The organism is Cyanobacterium sp. Dongsha4, assembly GCF_036345015.1.
Lineage (GTDB): Bacteria > Cyanobacteriota > Cyanobacteriia > Cyanobacteriales > Cyanobacteriaceae > PCC-10605.
Genome location: NZ_CP084098.1, coordinates 3,326,771 through 3,349,134, shown reverse-complemented (window position 1 = coordinate 3,349,134; position 22,364 = coordinate 3,326,771). Strand labels below are relative to the sequence as shown.

Here is a 22,364-nt window from a genome sequence, read left to right as displayed (position 1 = left end):
GTTTTTATAATGAATTTTATTGTTATCGACACCGAAGGAAGTGACACCCTCAGAGAAATAGCCATTATCAACCAAGACGGAAAATTAATTTACGAAGCCTTTGTCAGAACAAGAGGCAGTACAACAAAAAGACTGAATCACAAACCCCTAACAGAAATAGTCAGAGACTTACAAAATATTCTACCTAACCAAAACATTATCTGTCATAATGCACAACACGATCGCACGATTCTTCATAAGAGTTTCCGCCGATGCCGACAACAATTACCCCAAGTACAATTTATCTGCACCCTTGAATTAGCACAAGAAAAACACCCCAACCTCGACAGTTATCAACTCGGTAACCTAAGCCGTAGATTCTTCCTACAAGTGGATAATCTTTATTTTAGAAAAGTTCAAGCCCATCGAGCTCGTTATGATGCACAATTTACCTTACAATTATATTTATACTTAACTTCTCACTCCCGAATAGAAGATAAACCAGCGATGACAGTAGAAAAAATTGTGACAACACCCTCTGTTAAAAATCCCTTTAGTAGCAGTCGTGTGGATGATCCTTACCAAAATCATTTAGACTTTGAGCATATATACAAAAGCCAATTTTATCATCTAACATCCCTAGTGGAAGAAATCAGACAAGATAGGGAAAACAAACAAAGTCGAGGTGCGTTAATACTGGGGGAAGCAGGAAGCGGAAAAACTCACCTGATAATGCGGTTAGCCAAAGCCACCTTAAAAACCAATCGCCTCTTATATGTGCGTCAACCTAACAATCCTAACTCCGTGATGCATCATATCTATTCAAGAATACTAGAAAGTTTTGCTCAAAAAGTTGACATCGAAGGCAGTCAACGCACCCAATTAGACTTACTTTTAGCCCATGTTTTTGTCAATATTTTAAAAACAATTCAGCAGGAATATCAAAGCCAAAAATTAGGACAAATCATTAAACTTTTACAAAATGATAGTCTAAGTTTATATGAACGTTTAGGAGGAGAAAATACTCAAAGAAATAGGGATAATTGGAAATATATAGAAACTAAAATTACTCAATGGTGGGAAAATAATTATTCCGCTAGTGGTTACGCCCCTAATATTCTTCAAGGTATCATTAAATATTGTAGCTATAAAGATCTGAAAATCAAAGATAAAGTTAGAAGATGGTTAACAGGCAACGAATTAGACAGTCAAATTTGTGAAGAAATAGGCTTAAATAATTGGCAAGAAGATAATCTCAGCAGAGAAGATTTTGCCTTAGAAGGAATCCGTTTATTTGGGCAATTATCGACTTTAGATGAACCATTAATTATTGTCTTTGACCAACTGGAATATCTAATTCATAAACTCGATATTCTTACCAGTTTTGGCAATGCTTTAAGGGAAATTATAACCCATGTTCCTAACTCTTTAATTGTAGTTAATCTTTTTCCAGATCGTTGGCAAAGTTTTCAAGGATATTTTGACAATTCTACCATTGACAGATTATCCACTAATCAACTAATTTTACAAACTCCCTCTAGTGATGAATTAAGAAAAATGTTAGGGATGAAATGCGAAAGAGTTGGCACAACTTTAGAGGAGTTATTTCAACCCGAAGATTTACAAATAATTTTGAGACAATCTTCCATTAGAAAAGTAATTAATAAAGCCTCAGACTACTATCATTATCGAATTTTAAGCATACCTTTACCCCCCCCTCCTAAGAAGATTTCTGTAGAAGAAAGATTAGATAAATTAGAAAATGCTTTACAGCAATTAGAAACATTAGTAAAAGAAATTGAGGGGAAAATAGGACCAACACCCCCACCAAAACCACCAATAATTACTTCAAATGATCCTATTTTAAAATACTTAGAAGAAAATGAACGTTTAATTGCTGATAAATATCACAACCCTAACATTATTACCGATGATGATGAGTATGGAAAATTAGTAACAATTATGGAGGCATTTAAAAGCTATGATTCAAGTATTAATATAGATCATTTACCTTTAGGAAAAAAGGTAATTCCAGAAAATTTACTAATAACGAGAAATAAGCTAAAATTAGCAGTAGGTTTTTTAAATATAGGTGGTTCAGCTTTTACATCCAGAATTAAAAATTTTAACCAATTGGTTATATCTAACCGTAATATTAAATTTTATTTATTAAGGGATAAAAAAGAGGGTTACATTACAGGAAAAGTAGGATTAGAAGAAATTGATAAGTTAAATTATACTGAAAATGGCTCATTTTTAATAATAAATAAAGAAGCAAGAGTTATCTTTGAATTAATTTATAAAATGATAGTCGCAATTAATCAAAATGATTTAGAAGTTAGTATGACTGATGCTATTAAAGTGGTTTTAAATAAGTATGGAAATTACTGGTTAATCAGGGAAATTTTCCCCACAAATGATATAATGATAACTAGCAAGTAGTAAATAGATTTGGGCGTTGCTTAATCATCGCATGAAATATAGTGATGGCGAAAAGGGCTGTCTCAGCAAAGGGCAAAAGTGTTTAATTAACACGAATCCTAAAACCCCAATCCTCTAACACCTGAAACCTACCCTTACCCGTTATTCTTAAACCAAACTGAGGTTAGAATTAGATAAATCCTTGCTCAAAGAGGATTAAATTATTATCATAGATAATAACAAGGCTACTGCGTTGGTGACTGCCAATCAAGTTTTTTGATCTATACTTGAATTATGAGGAAACCGACAGATTTCCAGTGGTAGTAAACCGAGCTTTTGTACTCGGAAACGGAAACGGAAACGTTGGTCTCCACCTGGACATACCAGGTCATAAACTGAGGTAAAACGGCGTAGTGGTCAATAATTTTAGAATTTAGAGGGAAATCCGCAGTTAGTAAGCATAAACAAAGATTTGTTTTTTTTCTATCTCAGCCTTTAATTAAATACATTATCTCACTCTCACACCATCATCGAAAATGAGTTTAGCAGAAATACAGTTTCAGGTTTTAACAGACAAAGATTTGGAACAGGTGTTAGAACTTGATAAAATTTGTTTTGGTGGTTTATGGAGTTTAGACAGCTATAAAAGAGAAATAGAAAGTCCTAATAGTTATTTATTAATCATCACAGTAAATACTAAGTCGGAGACAAGAGTTATTGGTTTTGGTTGTTTTTGGGCAATTTTAGAAGAAGCACATATAACAATTCTTGCTATTCATCCTGATTTTCAGGGGCAAGGTTTAGGTAGTCTATTACTAGAAAATTTGCTTAAAGAAGCTGTTAATAGAAAATTGGAAAGGGCAACTTTAGAAGTAGGAGAGAATAACACGAAAGCTATTAATTTATACCAAAAATTTGGTTTTAAAGAAGCGGGAAGAAGAAAAAAATACTATAAAAAAACGGGAGAAGACGCTTTAATTCTTTGGAAATCTATAAGAGAAAATACTTAAAATTTGAGTGAAAAAATAGAAATTAAGACCAGAATCATAATTGGTGTAAGTAGTTGAGTAAATCTGCCATATCTTCTGTAGAAGTTTGAAATTTAGGCATGGGAGGAGTTTTTCCACTAATAACTTGTTTAATAATTTGTGAATCTGATTTGTGTTTAGTCACGTTAAGTAAGCTAGGGCCTACATTACCTGCACCATTTAATCCATGACAACCTGCACAGTTTACTTGAAAAATAGCTTCTCCTCTTGTTTTGTTGCCTTCCAGAGATAAAACTTCTTGCACGTAAGGATCTGAAATAGGAAATAACCACCATATAGTTAAAGATATGAGGACAATAATAACTATTGCCAATATATTCCCAGTGGTTTTATTCTGGGTGGAATTATCATTAAGTTGTGTTTCAAGTAACTGGTTATTCACTAGCTCATTGTTAATTTTTAGTTGACTTAATTAACATTTTGCAATATTTTGTCTCATTCATGCCACTATTTAAGATTTTATGAAGATTTATGATCGATTAATAAATGTTATCGGTTTTCGGTTCATTAATAATTTCTCATAGGAAGTGTCATAGATTAAAATATTAAGAATAGTTAAGCAAGGAGTTGTGGTTAAGGTGAATAAAATAGTTATTCTTGGCGGTGGTTTTGGTGGTTTATATACTGCCATTAAATTAGCTCAATTTCCGTGGCAAGAGTCAAATCCTGAAATTGTTTTAATTGATAAAAATGATCGTTTTTTATTTTCTCCGTTACTATATGAATTAATTACGGATGAAATGCAGAGTTGGGAAGTCGCACCTTCTTATTATGAGTTATTGAGCAATACTTCTATTCGTTTTCTTCAAGATACTGTTACAGAGATTGATGACACTGCAAGACAGATTTCTTTAAAAAATAATGGTAATTTATCTTATGATTATTTGGTAATGGCACTAGGAGGAAAAACTCCTGTTAACCAAGTATCAGGGGCTTCAGATTTTGCTATTCCTTTTCGTACTTTAGAAGATGCTTACCGAGTTAAGGAGAAATTGAGGGTTTTAGAAAATTCTGATTTGGAAGCTATTAGAGTTGTCGTCGTGGGGGGAGGTTATAGTGGGGTTGAATTAGCCTTAAAAGTGGCTGATCGTTTAGGAAAAAAGGGTAAAATTAGGATAGTTGATAGGGGTTCAGAAATTTTATCAGATTCTCCTGAATTTAATCGAAAAACAGCCGAAAAAGCCCTATGCGATCGCACTATTTGGACTGATTTAGAAACCGAAGTAACTAATATTACGGAAAAAGACATCAGCTTATCTTACAAAAATCAAATTGATACCATTCCCGTTGATTTAGTATTATGGACGGTAGGAACAAAACCTGTAATGTTAGAGAAAAAATTTCCCTTTGCCACTAATGCTCAAGGAAAAATAGAAATCAACTCCTATCTACAAGTTAAAGATAATTCAGTAGTTTGGGCTTTGGGTGACTTAGTTGAGTGTTATGATCAACAAGGAAAGAAATTACCAGCTACTGCCCAAGTTGCTTTTCAACAAGCGGATTACTGTGCTTGGAATATTTGGGCAACCATTGAAAATAAGCCCCTTTTAGCTTTTAAATATCAACCTCTTGGGGAAATGTTAGCACTGGGCAAAGATAGTGCAACTATTAGTGGTTTAGGTTTATCTCTTGGCGGTGGTTTGGGCTATTTAGCAAGAAGATTAATTTACCTTTACCGCTTACCCACTTTTGAGCATCAAATGGCGGTTGCGATGAATTGGATTACTTCTCCTCTAACTCAGCTTATCGGCAGTGCAAATGAGTAGTAATGAATAGGAGTCAGAAGTTAGGGTATTAGGGTATTAGGGAGAAACTAATTAATTATCATTACCTCTTGCCTTTCTAACTTTGCTTAGCCTAGTTGGAGGTAATTAACTACTTTAAAACCTTCTGTTGATATTATTTCTTGAACTTTTTGACTACAGAGTGCTTGAAATTCTTTATCTGTGAGGGATTGAGGGTGAAAATAGATTTCATTATAAATAGTTTTTATCTGAGGAATTAAGCCTAATAAGTAAGATTCTGACATATTACCTGTTTGGAGTAATCCATAGATTCTATCTAAAAATTGAACTCCAGATGTTGATAAAGGTTTTTCTGCTGATTTTCTTAACCAACGAAATATATTGGCATAAATAATTTTTAAGATAGTATTGGTACGATCGAGTTTTAGGGTAAAATTTAATTCTTCATAGGGAAGGCGGATAAATTTGATTTGATATTCTGAAGCTAATTGTGCAAGAATTTGAATGACAATTGGATGGGTATGTAAGTGCAGATGTCCATCCACATGGGATAATTTTAAGCCAGTTTCCCTAAATAGATCTAATTGTGCCTTAATTTCTCGTTTTAACTCTTGTCTGGCAGAGGGGATAAATTGATATTTCAAACCTGCGATCGCAGCGCTATCATGAAAGAATCCTTCTTTATTTACTAAATTAGGTATTTGCTCAGGATTCAGGGCAGATTTACCGCAACATAAAACTAAATGTAAACCAACCCCTAAACTCGGATTCTCTTTAGCTAACTTTACAGCAGATTCCGCTTTTTCTGCTGTCACCATTAAACTGGTACTAGAAAGAATACCATTTTGATGAGCTTCGATGATTGCCTCGTTTACCTCATCAGAGTAACCAAAATCATCGGCATTGACCACCACATACTTATCAGCAACTTTCACTTCTTCACCGAATTATCTGATAAAAACTGGGGTGCTAGGATTCGAACCCAGGAATGGCGAGACCAAAACCCGCTGCCTTACCGCTTGGCGACACCCCATTGCGTTTAACGCACATTAAATATTATGGCGAAACCTAACCAATTTTGTCAAGAGTAAAAATATTTTTTTCTTCAGCTTTGAGAATCTTAAACCGATAACTTATATATTTCCCGACGAGACAAGTTACTATATTTTGCTAACTCCTGACAGGCTTCACTTTTTGTCATACCTTTTGCCATTAGTTGTTCAATTTCTTCTTTTATCTGAATGGGTGATAATTCTACTGTATCTTGATGTTGATTTCCCTCTAAAATAATAGTAAATTCTCCTTTTGGATTTTGATTTTGATAAAATGCGATCGCATCTTTAATCGTACCGCGCCAAAAATCTTCATGGAGTTTAGTTAATTCTCTGGCTAGGGTGATACGGCGACTATCTCCAAAATACTGAGAAAAATCCTTTAGAGTTTTTAAAAGACGATGGGGGGCTTCATAAAAAATAATCGTCCTTTTTTCCCCTTGTAAATCCTTAAGTAAATTATCTTTTTCCTTCTTTTTCTGGGGCAAGAATCCTTCAAAACAAAACCTATCACTACTCAAACCAGAAGCAATTAAACCATTAATAGCTGCGATCGCACCAGGTATTGGTATAATATTAATTTGATGCTCAATACAAGCCGATACTAAATGATAACCCGGATCAGAAATAGCAGGAGTACCAGCATCAGTAACTAAAGCAATACTTAAACCATCTTCAAGTTTAGTTAGCAACTCTTGTACACGACTTTGATGATTATGCTGATGATAACTAATAGTCGGAGTATTAATTTGATAATATTTTAACAACTTGCCCGTATGTCTAGTATCCTCGGCGGCGATAATATCCACTGATTGTAAAACCTTAATAGCTCGAAAAGTAATATCTTCCAAGTTACCGATAGGTGTTGCCACTAAATAAAGAAATCCACTCATAAATCTGGCTATTTTGCTTCCCGTCGTGATTAATGATTACTAAAAAAATATACAAGATTTCAGGTAGAAGGTTAATTAAACACTTTTGCCTTTCTCCCCTTAAAAGAAAAGGGGCAATAAAGAGGGGTTTGTCTTTTCCCTTTTCCCTTTTCCCCACCATCACCCAACAATTTCAATGCAAAACTAGCTCAATAAATTTGCAGATCAAGACAAAATCAGAGTAAAATGGTAATTTGCTTACTAAATTAAATATTAAATTAACATTAGGAGATAATTTATTATGGCTCGTGTTTGCCAGTTGACAGGAAAAAGGGCGAATAATGGTTTTGCCGTCTCTCACTCCCATCGCCGTACCAAAAAGTTACAACACGCTAACTTACAAGATAAAAAAATTTGGTGGGCAGAAGGTAACTGTTTCGTTAGATTACGCTTATCAACTAAAGCCTTAAAAACCCTTGATAAAAAAGGTATTAATGCTATGGCAAGAGAGGCTGGTTTAGACTTAAGACAATTCAAGTGCGAAAACTAAACCATTTTCCTAAGAGTTGACAAAGTTATCTTAATTGTGAGTAATGGAACAGGTGACTAAATGTCGTTTCTGTCCACACTGCCAAAAAATACTGGTTCAACTCTTAACCCCACCACAGAAGAAGGGCGAACAACCATGTATTCTCCCTGAATGTTTTTGATAGGTACATTAATAAAATCTTTAGAATCCGCCTTTGGTACTAACTCTCCACTGTACCATTTTTGAAACTCTTGGATACTGGGAAATCTAACTTCTTCCCTATGACCATTACTGATTAATATATGCACTATATACTCGTCTGGTTTTCTGGGCATAAACTGTTTCCTAATCGTTTATTCTCAAGCTAATTTGATCATTTTCTCATAAAACTAGGAAAAAAAATCATATTTTTAGGTTTTATAGGATAATGACAGATAAAGAATTGTTAAACTCTTGCTTTTTCCTAAAAATTGCAGGGTAGGTCACTAAACAACCACCAATGAACATTTTGAGATAAAAATACTATTATTAAATCGCTTCACTTATTAAAAACTACTATAAGTATTTGAATAATATTATTTAATAAAAAGCTAGGTTTAAGGTGTCTTAGATAAATCAAGATAAATTAGCAATATTGAAATGGCTATTGAATATTTAAACTACAAAATTGTCTCTGACTTAAGCATTTTTTCGTAACACCACCACCCTAATAAAATGACAATCAAAGAGAATATAAATAAAAACAAAAAATGAGTTTTAATTTCGCTAAATAATTCTCCTTTTCCCCATATTTGAATTAGAGCTTCATTCATATGAAAAATAGGATTAAACTGAGCTAATTGTTTCATTTTTTCAGGGAATAAAGAACTAGGAAAAAAAGTCCCTCCTAAAATTAGTAAAGGTACTCCAAAGGTTGCCACAATTGAGTTAACATCTTCTGTTCTTTTTGCTAACTGAGTACCCAAAATAAAACCTACTCCTACATAACTAATTATACTTAAAATAACAATAATTAAACCTAACAAAAAAGAGCCTTCTATTGGTTTTCCTAAAAAGAAAAGTAATCCATAAATAAGAATAGTTTGACAAAATGCGATCGCACTATGAGCTAATAAAATTCCTAAAAAATAAGCAATTCCCATCAGGGGTGAAATAAATAGACGAATGAGAGTTTTTTGTTCTCTTTCTCCCACAATAGTGGCAATAGTTCCCCCCAAACAACTAAAAAATAAAGCCGCTCCCATTAAACTCGGAGGAGCAGATATTTTCATTGCCAAACTCAAATCAATCTTAGCCCTTTCAGCAATAATATAACTGTTTAAAATGAGAATAGTTAAAGGAAAAACTGACCAAAAAATTAAATTTCGTTTTCTCTTTAACAACTCTAGTAAAATTCTTTGAAAAATAGCAATAGTTTGCTCGTATAATGTCATATTAACTAATTAGAATCCCGTCTTCCTAAATCGTAAACAGCACAACAAATAACTGCTAAAATTCCCACACTAATTGACCAATTTTGTCCTAAACCTATCTCCACTAACCAATTACATAAAAGTCCCAAAATAAGAAAAGGAATAACACTCATCAAAGAAGCTAAAAAAGCATTTTGAGATTCCCTACCTTTACGAGTCCTTTCAAATTCTGCCTCGGAAGTATAGAGGAAACGTTCAGCAAAATTAAACCAACGATATAAACCATCAATTACCATTTCTCTTAATTGAGCAAATCCAAGATATAATGCTAAACACCATAAAAAACTACCAGTAATAATAGCAATATTAATTTCCCAATGAAAAAACCACATAATAGCAAATAATTAAATTTTAATTAGAATTTTTATTATACGTCTGATGTGAATTAAAAAATTAAACAAAAGGGAAAGACTAGACAATATTAAACTTGATAATCTGAGGCAGGACAATAAAGCTAAACACACTATGATATAAGGGATTGAACATAACAAAAAGTTAACGCAGTTAAACAAGAGATGATAACTTCTGCATCGCTTATGATTCTTCATAATATCTTCGGAGTGAAGGCACACCTTAATTAGCCCAAGTTCGGTTTAAGAATATCGGATAAGGGTAGGTGTCGGGTTGTTGGGGGATTGAGGTGTTAGGTTTTGTGTTAATTAAACACTTTTGCCCTCCCTCCCTTTCGAGGTAGGGATGTTTCATTCTAAAATTTTTGGTTAAGAGGGAGTAATGAGTAACGAGTAATAAGTAATGAGTTTTGATAATTTAAAATGATTAATTGATTGTTTCAAGATTTTTTCTTATTACTTAAAATCTGTAAACTAAAAATCACCCTAATCCCCTAATCCCCTAATACCCTAACACCTCAAGATTTTAAACAGCTTACATTGAAACAGCCCTAGGGATAACGAGGGGTTTCTTTTAAGAGGAGACATAGAGGAGTTTGCCCCTTGCTATTTATTCTTTTGGGGTGGCAACATCTCCCACTTGAAAACCATTCCCTGAAATAATTTTCCCTAAACTAGAAGAAGTATCAACATCATATAATTCAACAACACCTATAGCAGTGGTTAAGCGACGAATAACTTTCCCCGTTTCTGGGTCCTTAATTTCTTTACCGACTCTTTCTATAGAAACTTTCATTCCTGTGCGGTAGCCATCTTGAGAGCCTTTATTTAAAACAACAGTTCCCCCACTCACATCAGCAACCACCGCATCGACATTTGGTAAAACTTTTGGCACTGCCGCTAATTTAGCTTCGTTTTCCGACATTTTAGAAACGATACCTTTTACTGCTTCTTGAGTAGCAACAGTTAGTAACTTTGTTTCATTGCTGGTATTTGTTCCTCCGCCAATAGTGAAAACTCTGACATTATCATCGGATTGGTTCGCAACTCCTTTACCTTCAGCAGTCATTAAGATTTCCCCAGTATTGGTGTTAACAATACGAGAATTAAGGGTTACATAGGCTTCAGAACTTTCATTACCCACACTTACCCCAAATAAACCAAAGTTAGAACCTCTTTTTTCAATATCAAATTGGGTAACTGAACCTATTACCACCATTTCAACTCCTAGTAAGCGTCCGATTTCGGCGGCAGTACTTGCATCTACTCTACCACTTGCCCCTAAGTTTTGTTCTGCGAGAATTGCGTCTAAGCGACTTCTTTCGATAACTCGATATTTTCCTGTTTCTACCAGTTGGTTAACTATCATATCGCTAACACCTTTTGCTCCGCCATTAAAATAGCTTAACCAAGTAGGGTTACTAACAGCACTATAGTCAAAGTCCAAGACTGCTATTCTAATTTTTTCATCATTAGTGGTTTGGGCAATAATTGACGGGGAAGGGTTTGCTTTAACTACGTTAATGTTAGTTTCTATAGCAAAGGCAGATAATATGCCTATCAACAGAAAGGAAAAGTTTTTAGGGCAAAAATGTTTTTTCATAGCTCCTTATTTATATATTACTTTTTCAAACAACTGATAACAAAATACAACATCTTTATACTAATATGCTTATTTTTTGTCTAATTCAGGATAAAATTAATTAGTTAGCATTGAAAAAAACCTTGCTCAAATTAATAATCATTAGGGTTTTCAATTGTTTATTGTCTAAATAAAAAATCTATGACAGAGAATAATAATCTTCAACAAAATTTGACTGCGGCAGAAAAGGAAGAAATAATAAGATCATTGCTACATAAGGAGGGATGTTGGGTAGATTGGGGTAAAGGCTGTCAGAAATTACATGACAATGGGGTTAGTAATCAGGAAATATTTGAACAAACGGGATTACAAAATAGTCATCAAAACTTAGTTATTGTTGCAAGTAAAGTTTTTGAGAGTTTAAGACAACAAGAAGCAGGAGAGGATTTATTAGAGTATTATCGAGGTCCTCGTTCTGATGTATTATATGAGTTAAGAATTTTGAATCATCAAGAGAGATTATCGGCGGCAAAGTTAATCCGAGAAAAATGTCTGGATGTAGATGGGGCAAAAGAAATTGCGAAGGCAATGAAGGAGTTTTCTCACTTAAGTCAACCTCCTAGTGGTTTTACTCTTAATCCGGGAGATGCGGTGGCGTATCAATATTGGAAAAATGCTCGTCAGAAAAAAACTTTGGCGGATAAAGCCCGTTTGATTGCAGAAGGGTTAAAATATGCTCAGTCTGCTACTGCTAGGCAACAAATTGAGAGTTTATTAACGGATATTGCCCAGACTCCTCAACAAAATGCTCCGTTATTACCAATGTATCGTTTGGAAAGTGATGAGGAGTTACCTTGTATTTTACCAGTGGCGGGGAGATTTCCTTTGAGAGTTAGAGATTTAGATCATGTTCCTATTTTAGATGCGATCGAACCTTTTGGAGTTGTGGAGGTGCAAAATAGTGTTTCGGTGGTAACAATTCCTAGTTGGCAAGTAATTCTGAAGGCGAAAAAACCTGTTGTAATTTTTTGTCAGGGCAAAGATTTACCGAAAGAAACTCAAAATAAGTCAGAAGAATTATTAATAGTGGTTGATTTAGCTGTGACGGAATGGAATGCAAATCATTATTTTTTAACACAAGAGGATGATAATTTAATTTTTAAGTGGTTTAATTCTTCTCCTCAACAACAAATATTAGGTCAGTTATTAGTTATATTAAGACCGAAAAAAATTCTTGATGAAGGTAATTTAACTCAACCTTGGCAAATGGATGATTAATAATTAGCAATTAAAGGGCAAGGGATAAACCCCTCTATGTCTCCCCTTAAAAGGCGAGAAGGTGATTAAATATTAATTAGCATCGTTCGCTTAATTCTCCATCTTTGTTAACAATAAATTCGTTGTCACGCCATTTAATTTGATTACCAAATAATGCTTTTATCCATATATATAAGTTAATAAAATCAACAAGTATAGTTAACCCTAAATATTGATGACAGGTTGAATTTTTTAAATATTTTATTCCTACTTGATAGGCTAAATTCAATCTCAAAAAATAAGTTATTATTAATAGTAAAAATGCGGAAAATTTAAAGTTGCTTATACAAAAAAATATAGTGCTTGTGGCAATTCCTTGAGTGAAAATCATTCCTATATAACCCCAAAAACGCTGAACTCGAATACACTTTAACCAGCGCGTTTGCCTTGTTAAATAGTTGCTAAATGTTTCTTTTCCTACATGGTGCGTAACTATATAGTTGACTAATTTAACTTGATAACCTAATTTTGTCGGGAGATTTCCCAATAAAAAATCATCGGCAATATTATTAATTAATTGATCAAAATTACCAATTTCTTCTAAAACTTTTTTTCTAATTATAATCGTTGAGCCAAAAGCAAATTTCACCCCTTCTAATTTTTTTGCGGTTATAACTCTGGGGATGAAATTACCACTCATATTTAAAGATTCTAAAATAGAAACAAGGTGATTACCAATAGATTCATAGAGACAGGTAACAACGGCTATTTTTTTTTCTTGAAAAGGTTGAATAACGGTTTTTAAATAGTCTGGTTTAACTTCTATATCACTATCTGCAATTAAAATAAAATCGTAGTCACAATGGGGTAAGCCGTTGGCTAAATTACTAGCTTTATAATTATAGCCAAAGATGCGATCGCACACTATTAATTTTAAATCTTTTTCTGGAAAAGAAGCGATTAATTCCTGTACTAAAATGATAACGGGATCATTAACATCTCTAACACAAAAAATAATCTGATATTGAGGGTAATTTTGTTGAATAAAAGAGGTTAAATTTTCTTTTAAATTATCTTCTAAACCACATAAGGGCTTAAGTATGGAAATGGCTGGGAAGAAACTTTCATTTATATCTATTTCCTCCTCAAAAAAACTTTTTACCCCATAGATACTATATACATAAAACGCGATCGCACCTAAGATTAGAGGTAAAAAAAAACATTAACAATCATGATAGAGAATTATAAAAGGGCAAAAGGCAACAGTGATAAAATTAACTCTAAAGAAGTTTACTGATGTTTTCTTGAGGATTTAATTCCCCCCATTGTACTGCCAATTGACTCCATTTTCAATGAAAACACAATGTTAAGCAGGGCGAACGCATACTCCATTATTTTCGCAATAAGAGTCAAAAAAGCAGGTTTTATTGAGAAAATTACTAGCATTTTATCATTAGTGATCGTTCAAAGTATTATGACTTCGTTGACCAAAAATTAGTATGCGATTGCCCTGCAATGTTAAGTTCAATCAGTTTTAGCCTAATCCACAAAGTGTTGCTGTAATTTAATAAATCTTAAATTTTATTTAATCTCTTCATGGAATTTTTAAGATTATAATTAACCCATTAAAATAATTATCATCAGCATTTCTCTCAAAATTATGTTGTTAGGGCTTTTTTTTTCTCAATTACCCATCGATGAAATTCAAGTCGAAAGGGTTAATGTTTTCCTACAAACTATTAAAGAACAACTGGCTAACTTTGGTATAAAGTTAGTAGGTGCGATCGCACTTTGGATTATTGGACAATGGTTAATCAACAAAGGGGTTAAACTATTATCCAGAGTCTTGAAAAGACAACAAATTGATTTAACTCTCATCAGTTATTTAACGAATTTTCTCATCGTTGCCCTAAAAATAGTGTTAGTGGTCGCTATTTTAGGATATTTTGGTATCGAAACCACTTCTTTTGCCGCTTTGTTGGCGGCGGCGGGTATTGCCATCGGTGCGGCTTGGGGGGGACTTTTAGCTAATTTCGCCGCAGGGGTATTTTTAATTATTTTTACCCCCTTCGCTGTAGGTGATTTTATTTCAGCAGGAGGAGTAACAGGCACAGTAGAAGAAATCGGATTATTCGTCACAACCATTAACACTCCCGATAATGTAAAGACAGTGGTAGGTAACAATAAAATTTTCTCCGATAACATCCAAAATTATTCTGCTAATCCTTATCGTCGAGTTGATTTAGTCGCCCAATTAAATCATAGTGTTAATCATCAAGAAGCGATCGCACTTCTCAAAGATAAATTAAGTCAAATTCCTAATGTAATTACAGAACCTCAACCAGATGTCGAGATTTTAGAATTTAATTTTGCTGGTCCAGTGTTAGCAGTACGCCCATACTGTAGCAATGATAATTATTGGCAAGTTTACTTTGACACAAATAAAGTGATTCGTGAAACTTTCGGGGAAGCAGGTTATCCCGTACCAGAACATCATTATGTGGTAAATGGTGCAATTACTAAGCCGTCAAGTTAATTTGAATTCAGAGTTTTTTTAAAAAAGGTAACTTTTTTTACAACTATTCAGAAAAAATAGGATATAATTAACAGTAGGTGAGGAGTGAAATAAGTAAAAGTCCTTGAGGTCGAAACATGGCAAGACTCTCAGGGGCTTTTTCTTTTTGATTTGACTACGAGTCATATTCAACCAAGTTAGATAAATCATGAGTATTAATTCTAATTTTCCCGAATCTGCATCATCAGCAAATATTAGAACTCCCCCTTGGGGAATGGTTGCGGTTTTAGAACAAGGTAAAAATTACCGTATTAACAAAATTACAGTTAAACCAGGACATCATATCAGCACTCAACTTCACTATCATCGTAGTGAACATTGGGTTGTAGTGGCAGGAACAGCGAAAGTAACCTTTAATGGCAAAGAACAACTTTTACTGCCCAAACAATCAACCTATGTCCCCATGAATACCCGTCATAGAGTTGAAAATCCCGGGGTTGTGCCTCTAGTAATGATTGAAATTCAAAATGGGGAATATTTAGGGGATGATGATATAATTCGTTTTCCTGATGAAGAATGATCACATAATTTATATATTTAGAAAGAATGCGTATTGTTTTTTTTGGGACACCTGAATTTGCAGTTACTACTTTAGAAAAATTAATTACTACAGAAAATCACGAAATTATTGCCGTTGTAACCCAACCAGATAAAAAAAGGGGTAGAGGAAGTAAAATGATTCCCTCTCCTGTGAAACAAGTGGCGTTAAAAAATAATTTACCAATATGGCAACCATCAAGAATCAAAAAAGACCAAGAAACTTTACAACGACTAAAAGATAGTCATGCAGATGTTTTTGTAGTTGTTGCTTATGGACAAATTCTTTCCTCGGAGATATTAAGAATACCAAAATTCGGTTGTATCAATGTTCATGGTTCAATTTTGCCTGAATATAGAGGTGCGGCACCTATTCAATGGAGTCTCTTTCATGGGAAGAAGGAAACTGGTATCACCACGATGTTAATGAATGAGGGTATGGATACAGGAGATATGCTATTAAAATCTTCTACCCCCATTAATTTATTTACTAATTTAAATGATCTTTCTGTTCAACTAGCAAATCAAGGGGCTGATTTATTGTTAGAAACGTTGGAGAAAATCAGCTTAAGACAACTTACTCCTATTCCTCAGAATGAGAAAAAAGCAACTTATGCTAGATTAATAACCAAAGAAGACTATATTATTGATTGGTCTAAATCTGCTTTAGAAATTCATAATCAAATTCGTGGATTTTATCCTAATTGCCTAACAACATTCCGAGAACAAAATCTGAAGATAACTCAAAGTTTACCTTTAGGAGAAATTGAAAATTTAGAATTACCACCTCAATTTCAAAAACTTCCTAATTACCTACAAGGTATCAATGAAATTTCTGGCAATGTTGGGGAAATTGTAAAAACTATTAAAAATTTCGGTTTTGTGGTGCAAACTGGAAACGGTTTATTGCTGATATTGGAAGTACAGTTAGCAGGGAAAAAGTTACAGTCAGCATGGAATTTTATAAATGGGACAAGGTTAGAGGTTGGAGAGAGTTTAATTTCTGAAGCTAGTTAGAGATATAACATTTTTAGAGCCGTGAAAGTTATAAAAGAATTTCGTTTTGCACCGAGTTATTTTTCTTTGAGGATTTTTAGTGTGGGTTTGCCTTGGATTATTTAATCGGGGGCTTGTCAAAAAAGGGGTCAATATAAGATAATAGTAGATTGTGTATAAAATTACTCCCATAGTAACTTAAGCTAAAAAAATGGCAAGTAAAAAAGGTGTCCGTATTATCATCACTCTTGAATGTACAGAGTGTCGTAGCAACCCTGACAAACGTTCTAAAGGGGTTTCTCGCTATACTACCATGAAAAATAGAAGAAATACTACTGGTAGAATGGAAATTAAAAAATTCTGTACCCATTGCAATAAACATACTATTCACAAAGAAATTAAATAGTTTTATTCGGGACAATTTTCAAAAAATTAAAGTAAAAAATTAAAGGTAAATTATGGCTTATTTTCGTAAAAGATTATCTCCTATTCCTCTAGATCAAAAAATAGACTATAAAGATTTAGAATTGCTCCATAAATTTGTAACAGAAAGAGGCAAAATGCTTCCTCGTCGTATCACTGGCTTAACCGCTCGTCAGCAAAGAGATTTAACCAATGCTGTAAAAAGAGCTAGACAATTGGCTTTATTACCTTTCTTAAACGTAGAAGGTTAAATTTAATTTGAAGGTTTAATCGCTAATATTTTAAATCACTTTAACGTGTAAAAAAGACTCCCGTTAACTTTTCCCAAACGGTTATTATTTTTTTTATTAACGGGAGATATATAGCAATTAAATTGGAGTTGTGAGATAGGCTTCTTTTAAAAAATGTGAGGTTTAGTGTTTTTATTGGAGAGTTATTGATTGAGTTTTTCAATGTTTTTAAATACAATAAAAAATATCACAACCCATTGATAACTGCTATACTAAAATACTAAACTAGATAGTATTATTACTTCTAAAGTTGGGTGCGTAGCTCAGTTGGATAGAGCACCAGATTCCGGTTCTGGGTGTCGGGGGTTCAAATCCCTCCGTACTCGTCTTATTTAAACCTTTTAATATAAAAGTGTACATTAAAAGATTTTTGGGGAAAAGTTTTTGGTGATAGAGGCTATGTCTCACAAAAATTAGCCACAAAGCTACTGAAAGATTTTGGCATTGAGTTTTTTTGCCAAACCCAGACGCAATATGAAGAATAAATTAATGAGACTTCATAACAAACTTTTATCTCGAAAACGAGTGATTGTCGAAACAATCAATCATCAGCTCAAAAATATAACATTCTGGTCATCGTTTACTAATAAATTTTTGTGTCAATATATTATGTGGGTTAATCGCATATTGTCATCAACCAAAAAAGCCCCACCTTCCCTTAGAATGGATTTCACCTCAATCTGCTTAACCAAAACTCAGGTTATCTTAGTTTGGAATTAGTGATTAGGGGCTTAGGGAGAAATTAATTTTTAATTGCTAAAAGTAAATTCATTCATTCTCTTGACTAAGGTGATTAATAACAGCCGCACCAACACTATCTCCCCAAACATTGATTGTAGTGCGACAACGATCTAAAAACCAGTCGATAACAAGAATTAAGGAAATACCCTCTACTGGTATATTAACTGCTTTTAATACTATTACCATAGTGACGAGTCCTGCTTCGGGAATACCTGCCGCCCCTACTGCCGCTAAGGTTGCAGTCAAGAAAATAACAATTAACTGCCCCAGACTTAATTCTATACCGTAGATTTGGGCAATAAAAACGGCGGCAACTGCTTCATAAAGGGCTGTACCATCCATGTTAATTGTCGCTCCTAGAGGTATAACAAAATCAGCAATTTTACTATCGACTTTATTATTTTTGATGGCACATTCAAGGGTGACAGGAATTGTGGCAGAACTAGAGGAGGTGGAAAAAGCTGTAATTAAGGCAGGGGATGTTTTTCTTAAATAATCAAAGGGCGATCGAGAGGTGATAAGGTAAAGTATAGAGGTTAAAATGAAAAATCCGTGTAAAGCTAGACCTAGTATCACTGTACTAGAATATTTCCAAAGAGAGAGAAATTCACTGCCAAACCCTTCAAATCCCCCTGCATCTCCTAAGCGCCCTGCGATTAATGCACCAATACCAATGGGAGCAAAAATAAGAATTAAATCGACAATTTTTAGGATAGCTTTATTTAAAACGGAGATAAAATCTATGACTATTTGTCCATCTTCTAAGGTAGTTAAAATCGCACCAAAAACGAGGGAAAAAATGATTAAAGGTAAAACGTCATTTTCTACCATTGATTGAAATAAATTACGGGGAAGTAAATCTGTGACTACTTGCTCAAGGGTTGTTTTGATCGAACTTTTTTCTTTACCTTCTATTCTTTTAGCAATAGTTAAATCTATTTTTATGCCTCTTCCTCTTCTGAGAGGAGAAACGATTTCTCCTTGACTATTTTCCCACTGAGAAACAATTATTTTTTGACTATTAATAGTAGTTTTTTCGAGAATATTTCCCCGAATATCTTGATCAATTAAAGAAACAAAATAACGATCATCAAAAGATTTTCTTAAATTTGTATCTGAGAGCAAAACTTCATTTTCTTCAACTTTATATTCTACTTCAGTTAAAATTTCTCCACCTCTTAATAAGACTCTTTCCGCATCATCTTGAGCAACTCCGGGTTGAGTGATATTAACTAAAACTAAGCCTAAAATTACAGCTATTCCAGTGGTTATAAAATAAAAAATAATTGTTTTTAAGCCAATACCTTTTAATTTACTAATATCGCCTAAAGAAGTGATACTAGCTATCATGGAAGTTATAACCAAAGGCACAACCAACATTAATAAGGCATTAATAAATAATTCTCCTAAAAATTTAACTTCTTGTCCCCAGATAGGTAAAAAACCCCCCAATAAAATGCCGACAAAAATTCCGATAAGAATGGGGATTAATGAACTTAAAGGGGATTGATTTATGGATGTTTTTTGATTCATTGAGGCTTTTTTACATGAATGATGGACTCAAGTCATTTTATGGTAAATATAGTAACATCTCCCATCCTCTCAAGATAAAATAATTTAGTTGTAAAACAAAAATGTTGCTTCCTCAAATTGATCTGAATGTGATCAAGGTTTAGAGCTTTTAGAATTGATACTTTGGTGAAATTTATCTATTCTAAAATCCATTTATTGTACACTAGCACCAATGAAAATCTGTTACCCTTAATAACGAATTTGCAGAGTCACAGAAGCAGAAACCGTTTGTTCGCCACCGACAACAGGAGTATTTGCCACACTAGCTTCCATCGCACTACGCATTCTGGGCATTATCACAGGATTGGGATTATTTGCCCCATTAACACTGATGGTGATAATTTCTTGAGGGTTTAAATTTAGAGTCTGTAAAATAACATTAGCCTGTTTTTGTGCTGATTCTGTTGCCTTAACTAGAGCTTTTTCTTGAGCAGATGCGATCGCATCTTCTTCGGCGGTAAGAGTAACATTATCAATACGAGTAGCACCAACTTTAACACTTTCATCTAAAACAGCACCCACTTTGTCGATAGGTAACTCAAAACTAACAAGATTGGTGGCAACATAACCGATTAATTTTCTCTGATTATCGTTATAACTATAATTCGGACTTAATTGAATACCGCTAGTTTGCAGTCTTTGTACAGAACGAGATTTTAGTAGGTTTACTAAAGAATTACTTTTTTGGGCTACCTCCTCTTGAACTTGAGAAGCATTTTCTCCTTGGATTTCAACCCCCAACTGTACATTAGCAATGGTAGTAGGTATTCTTTCTATACCCTCTCCTGTAACAGTAATCGTTTTTAACATTTGTTCTTGTGCTAAAACTGGTTGCATTGAAAGTAAACCAAAACAACCAATAGTAAGAAGTAATTTTGATTGATTAAATAACATAAAGAATTAATAATGAATAATTGATTAGGAGAGAAGTCAGGTTTCAGATGTTAGGTGAATGAAGATTCTTCTCCCCACTCCCTACTCTCCGAACTCCGAACTCCGAACTACAACTTCGTGCCACATTCAGAGCAAAAATTACTTTCTCCAGAATTGTGAGTACCGCAATTAGTACAAACTTGTACTTCTAAATGTTGTTTTTCTGGTGCTTTTTTCGGTAAACCTAACATTTGAGCATTACTTTTACCCGGGGCAACCATTGGATAACAATTTTCATCCCGCTTAACATGAACATCTAGTAACACAGGACCATCATGTTCCAACATAGATGCGATCGCACCTTTTAACTGCTCACGATTACGAACAGTAATACCCTTAACCCCAAAAGCCTGAGCTAAGAGTTCAAAATTAGGCATTCCTGTGGACATATTAGAAGCAGAATAACGTTCTCCATAAAAAGTTTCCTGCCATTGACGAACCATGCCCTGCCAACCATTGTTGATAATAACGGTTTTGGCTTTGATGTTGTATTGAGCTAAAGTAGCTAATTCCTGCAAATTCATTTGAAAACTAGCATCACCACTGATACAGATAACATCTTCATCTGCTAAAGCAACTTGAGCCCCCATAGCCGCAGGTAAACCATAACCCATAGTGCCTAAACCTGCACTAGAAATCCAACGGCGAGGACCTGTTTTCAAAAATTGTGCTGACCACATTTGATGTTGACCCACATCAGTAGTATAATAAGCATGAGGTGCTTGACGACCAACTTCCACAATAACCTCTTGAGGAGAAAGAGCATCTTCTGGATGGGGTACAACTAAAGGATAATCTTCTTTCCATTTATCAATGCGTTTTAACCAATCTTGGGTTAAGCCGTCTGTGTTAGACAAATCCAACTCCCTTGCCCGTTGCAACATTTGCTCTAAAACTTGACGCACATCCCCTACAATAGGCACATCAGGACGACGATTTTTACCAACTTCCGCAGGATCAATATCAATATGAATAACTTTAGCACGGGAAGCAAATTCATCTAATTTACCCGTTACTCGATCATCAAATCTCGCACCAACGGCAATTAATAAATCACACTCACTTACCGCAAAATTGGCGTAAGCAGTGCCGTGCATTCCTAACATTCCCACAGAAAGAGAATTGTGTTCATCAAATGCACCTAAACCCATTAGAGTAGTAGTTACAGGAATTTGGAAAAGTTCAGCTAATTCCTTAATTTGAGCATGGGCATTAGATAAAACTGCACCGCCTCCAACATAAAGTAAGGGTTGTTTTGCTTCACTAATCAAATCCAAAGCCGCACTAATTTGGCGGGGATTTCCCTTGACAGTGGGACGATAACCCGGTAATTTTACCTCTCCGGGGTTAACAGGTTGATAGTAAAACTCCTCTAAACCAACATCTTTGGGAATATCCACCAACACAGGACCTGGTCTGCCTGTACTAGCAATATGGAAAGCCTCAGCAATAATCCAAGGAATATCTGCGGCATTACGAGCAACATAAGAATGTTTGACAATAGGTAGAGTGATACCATAAATATCAGTTTCCTGAAAAGCATCAGAACCAATAGCGGCTCTTGTCACCTGCCCTGTAATAATTACCATGGGAATAGAGTCCATATGTGCGGTGGCAATACCAGTCACTAAATTGGTTGCTCCAGGTCCAGAAGTTCCAAAACAAACCCCAACTTTACCAGTGGCACGAGCATAACCATCCGCCGCATGGGCCGCCCCTTGTTCATGTCTAACAAGGATATGTTGCAGTTCGCCTTTAGCTTCAAAGCGATATAATTCATCATAAATAGGAAGAATAGCTCCTCCCGGATAACCAAAAATATGCTTTACCCCATGACGGCAAAGACTATCCATCAAAGCATAAGCCCCTGTACACTTTATAGGGACTACATCAGAAGACGACAAATTGACAGGGGAAGTAGTGTTAGAAATTACCATATATCTTATTTCTCTCAACGAATCTGCGACTGTATCTATACTTTCATTTTAG

21 protein-coding genes, 2 tRNA genes, 1 other RNA gene and 1 pseudogene are annotated in these 22,364 nt (G+C 34.4%); 13 read left to right on the top strand and 12 right to left on the bottom strand.

Annotated elements, in window-relative coordinates; all coding sequences use genetic code 11:
• Positions 1–9: 9 nt before the first annotated feature.
• The 3 genes from Dongsha4_RS14365 (at position 10) to rimI (ending at position 3,410) form a co-directional block, all read left to right on the top strand.
• Positions 10–2,421 (top strand): exonuclease domain-containing protein, encoded by a 2,412-nt coding sequence (locus tag Dongsha4_RS14365; protein ID WP_330203019.1) that lies wholly within the window; start codon positions 10–12, stop codon positions 2,419–2,421.
• 218 nt (positions 2,422–2,639) lie between these two features.
• A non-coding RNA gene (ssrS, locus tag Dongsha4_RS14360) (6S RNA) lies at positions 2,640–2,824 on the top strand.
• A 112-nt stretch (positions 2,825–2,936) separates the two neighbouring features.
• Positions 2,937–3,410 carry a ribosomal protein S18-alanine N-acetyltransferase gene (gene rimI / locus Dongsha4_RS14355; protein WP_330203018.1) on the top strand — a complete coding sequence of 158 codons (474 nt, stop codon included), beginning with the start codon at positions 2,937–2,939 and terminating at the stop codon, positions 3,408–3,410.
• Between the two features lie 34 nt (positions 3,411–3,444).
• On the opposite strand, the gene Dongsha4_RS14350 is transcribed toward rimI, so the two are convergent.
• Positions 3,445–3,831: a c-type cytochrome gene (locus Dongsha4_RS14350; RefSeq protein ID WP_015220833.1), complete on the bottom strand. Its 387-nt coding sequence runs from the start codon at positions 3,829–3,831 to the stop codon at positions 3,445–3,447.
• A 187-nt stretch (positions 3,832–4,018) separates the two neighbouring features.
• On the opposite strand from Dongsha4_RS14350, the gene Dongsha4_RS14345 reads away from it, so the two are divergent.
• Positions 4,019–5,215 (top strand): NAD(P)/FAD-dependent oxidoreductase, encoded by a 1,197-nt coding sequence (locus Dongsha4_RS14345; RefSeq protein ID WP_330203017.1) that lies wholly within the window; start codon positions 4,019–4,021, stop codon positions 5,213–5,215.
• A gap of 86 nt (positions 5,216–5,301) precedes the next feature.
• Here the strand turns inward: Dongsha4_RS14345 and hpnK are convergent, their stop codons facing one another.
• The 3 genes from hpnK to rsmI all read right to left on the bottom strand — a co-directional run bounded on the left by hpnK (position 5,302) and on the right by rsmI (position 7,139).
• Positions 5,302–6,129, bottom strand: a complete 828-nt coding sequence (gene hpnK, locus Dongsha4_RS14340) for a hopanoid biosynthesis-associated protein HpnK (RefSeq protein WP_330203016.1) — start codon at positions 6,127–6,129, stop codon at positions 5,302–5,304.
• 26 nt (positions 6,130–6,155) lie between these two features.
• Positions 6,156–6,227 (bottom strand) — tRNA-Gln (locus Dongsha4_RS14335).
• A gap of 87 nt (positions 6,228–6,314) precedes the next feature.
• Positions 6,315–7,139: a 16S rRNA (cytidine(1402)-2'-O)-methyltransferase gene (gene rsmI, locus Dongsha4_RS14330; protein ID WP_330203015.1), complete on the bottom strand. Its 825-nt coding sequence runs from the start codon at positions 7,137–7,139 to the stop codon at positions 6,315–6,317.
• A gap of 280 nt (positions 7,140–7,419) precedes the next feature.
• On the opposite strand from rsmI, the gene rpmB reads away from it, so the two are divergent.
• Entirely contained in the window at positions 7,420–7,668 is a 249-nt protein-coding gene (gene rpmB / locus Dongsha4_RS14325) for a 50S ribosomal protein L28 (protein ID WP_015220837.1), read from the top strand.
• A gap of 56 nt (positions 7,669–7,724) precedes the next feature.
• On the opposite strand, the gene Dongsha4_RS14320 is transcribed toward rpmB, so the two are convergent.
• The 4 genes from Dongsha4_RS14320 to Dongsha4_RS14305 all read right to left on the bottom strand — a co-directional run bounded on the left by Dongsha4_RS14320 (position 7,725) and on the right by Dongsha4_RS14305 (position 11,072).
• On the bottom strand, positions 7,725–7,982 hold the full coding sequence (locus tag Dongsha4_RS14320; RefSeq protein ID WP_015220838.1) for a hypothetical protein: 258 nt from the start codon (positions 7,980–7,982) through the stop codon (positions 7,725–7,727).
• Between the two features lie 324 nt (positions 7,983–8,306).
• Positions 8,307–9,080 carry an ABC transporter permease gene (locus Dongsha4_RS14315; RefSeq protein ID WP_330203014.1) on the bottom strand — a complete coding sequence of 258 codons (774 nt, stop codon included), beginning with the start codon at positions 9,078–9,080 and terminating at the stop codon, positions 8,307–8,309.
• Between the two features lie 5 nt (positions 9,081–9,085).
• Positions 9,086–9,451, bottom strand: a complete 366-nt coding sequence (locus tag Dongsha4_RS14310; protein WP_330203013.1) for a hypothetical protein — start codon at positions 9,449–9,451, stop codon at positions 9,086–9,088.
• A gap of 628 nt (positions 9,452–10,079) precedes the next feature.
• On the bottom strand, positions 10,080–11,072 hold the full coding sequence (locus Dongsha4_RS14305) for a CsgG/HfaB family protein (RefSeq protein ID WP_330203012.1): 993 nt from the start codon (positions 11,070–11,072) through the stop codon (positions 10,080–10,082).
• A gap of 180 nt (positions 11,073–11,252) precedes the next feature.
• Between Dongsha4_RS14305 and Dongsha4_RS14300 the strand changes: the two genes are divergently transcribed.
• On the top strand, positions 11,253–12,329 hold the full coding sequence (locus Dongsha4_RS14300) for a RuBisCO accumulation factor 1 (protein WP_330203011.1): 1,077 nt from the start codon (positions 11,253–11,255) through the stop codon (positions 12,327–12,329).
• A gap of 76 nt (positions 12,330–12,405) precedes the next feature.
• Here Dongsha4_RS14300 and hpnI read toward each other — a convergent pair whose 3' ends face one another.
• Positions 12,406–13,500 (bottom strand): bacteriohopanetetrol glucosamine biosynthesis glycosyltransferase HpnI, encoded by a 1,095-nt coding sequence (hpnI, locus tag Dongsha4_RS14295; RefSeq protein ID WP_330205449.1) that lies wholly within the window; start codon positions 13,498–13,500, stop codon positions 12,406–12,408.
• 468 nt (positions 13,501–13,968) lie between these two features.
• Here hpnI and Dongsha4_RS14290 point away from each other — a divergent pair, with 468 nt between their 5' ends.
• The 7 genes and pseudogenes from Dongsha4_RS14290 to Dongsha4_RS14260 form a co-directional block, all read left to right on the top strand.
• Complete coding sequence (locus tag Dongsha4_RS14290; RefSeq protein WP_330203010.1) at positions 13,969–14,844, top strand: mechanosensitive ion channel family protein; 876 nt, start codon at positions 13,969–13,971, stop codon at positions 14,842–14,844.
• A gap of 187 nt (positions 14,845–15,031) precedes the next feature.
• Positions 15,032–15,403, top strand: coding sequence for a phosphomannose isomerase type II C-terminal cupin domain (locus tag Dongsha4_RS14285; protein WP_015219767.1), 372 nt, complete (start codon positions 15,032–15,034; stop codon positions 15,401–15,403).
• Between the two features lie 26 nt (positions 15,404–15,429).
• Positions 15,430–16,437 carry a methionyl-tRNA formyltransferase gene (gene fmt, locus Dongsha4_RS14280; RefSeq protein WP_330203009.1) on the top strand — a complete coding sequence of 336 codons (1,008 nt, stop codon included), beginning with the start codon at positions 15,430–15,432 and terminating at the stop codon, positions 16,435–16,437.
• 190 nt (positions 16,438–16,627) lie between these two features.
• A complete protein-coding gene (gene rpmG, locus Dongsha4_RS14275) occupies positions 16,628–16,822 on the top strand; it encodes a 50S ribosomal protein L33 (RefSeq protein WP_330203008.1) in 195 nt (64 codons plus the stop codon).
• Between the two features lie 52 nt (positions 16,823–16,874).
• Positions 16,875–17,090: a 30S ribosomal protein S18 gene (rpsR, locus tag Dongsha4_RS14270; RefSeq protein ID WP_330203007.1), complete on the top strand. Its 216-nt coding sequence runs from the start codon at positions 16,875–16,877 to the stop codon at positions 17,088–17,090.
• A gap of 291 nt (positions 17,091–17,381) precedes the next feature.
• Positions 17,382–17,455: transfer RNA gene (locus tag Dongsha4_RS14265), tRNA-Arg, on the top strand.
• A 33-nt stretch (positions 17,456–17,488) separates the two neighbouring features.
• Positions 17,489–17,817: pseudogene (locus Dongsha4_RS14260) on the top strand (transposase); the annotation flags it as partial.
• Between the two features lie 80 nt (positions 17,818–17,897).
• Here the strand turns inward: Dongsha4_RS14260 and Dongsha4_RS14255 are convergent.
• The 3 genes from Dongsha4_RS14255 to ilvB form a co-directional block, all read right to left on the bottom strand.
• Positions 17,898–19,403 (bottom strand): dicarboxylate/amino acid:cation symporter, encoded by a 1,506-nt coding sequence (locus tag Dongsha4_RS14255; RefSeq protein WP_330203006.1) that lies wholly within the window; start codon positions 19,401–19,403, stop codon positions 17,898–17,900.
• Between the two features lie 228 nt (positions 19,404–19,631).
• Positions 19,632–20,336 (bottom strand): SIMPL domain-containing protein, encoded by a 705-nt coding sequence (locus Dongsha4_RS14250; protein ID WP_330203005.1) that lies wholly within the window; start codon positions 20,334–20,336, stop codon positions 19,632–19,634.
• A 107-nt stretch (positions 20,337–20,443) separates the two neighbouring features.
• Positions 20,444–22,312 carry a biosynthetic-type acetolactate synthase large subunit gene (gene ilvB, locus Dongsha4_RS14245; RefSeq protein ID WP_330203004.1) on the bottom strand — a complete coding sequence of 623 codons (1,869 nt, stop codon included), beginning with the start codon at positions 22,310–22,312 and terminating at the stop codon, positions 20,444–20,446.
• Positions 22,313–22,364 lie beyond the last annotated feature (52 nt).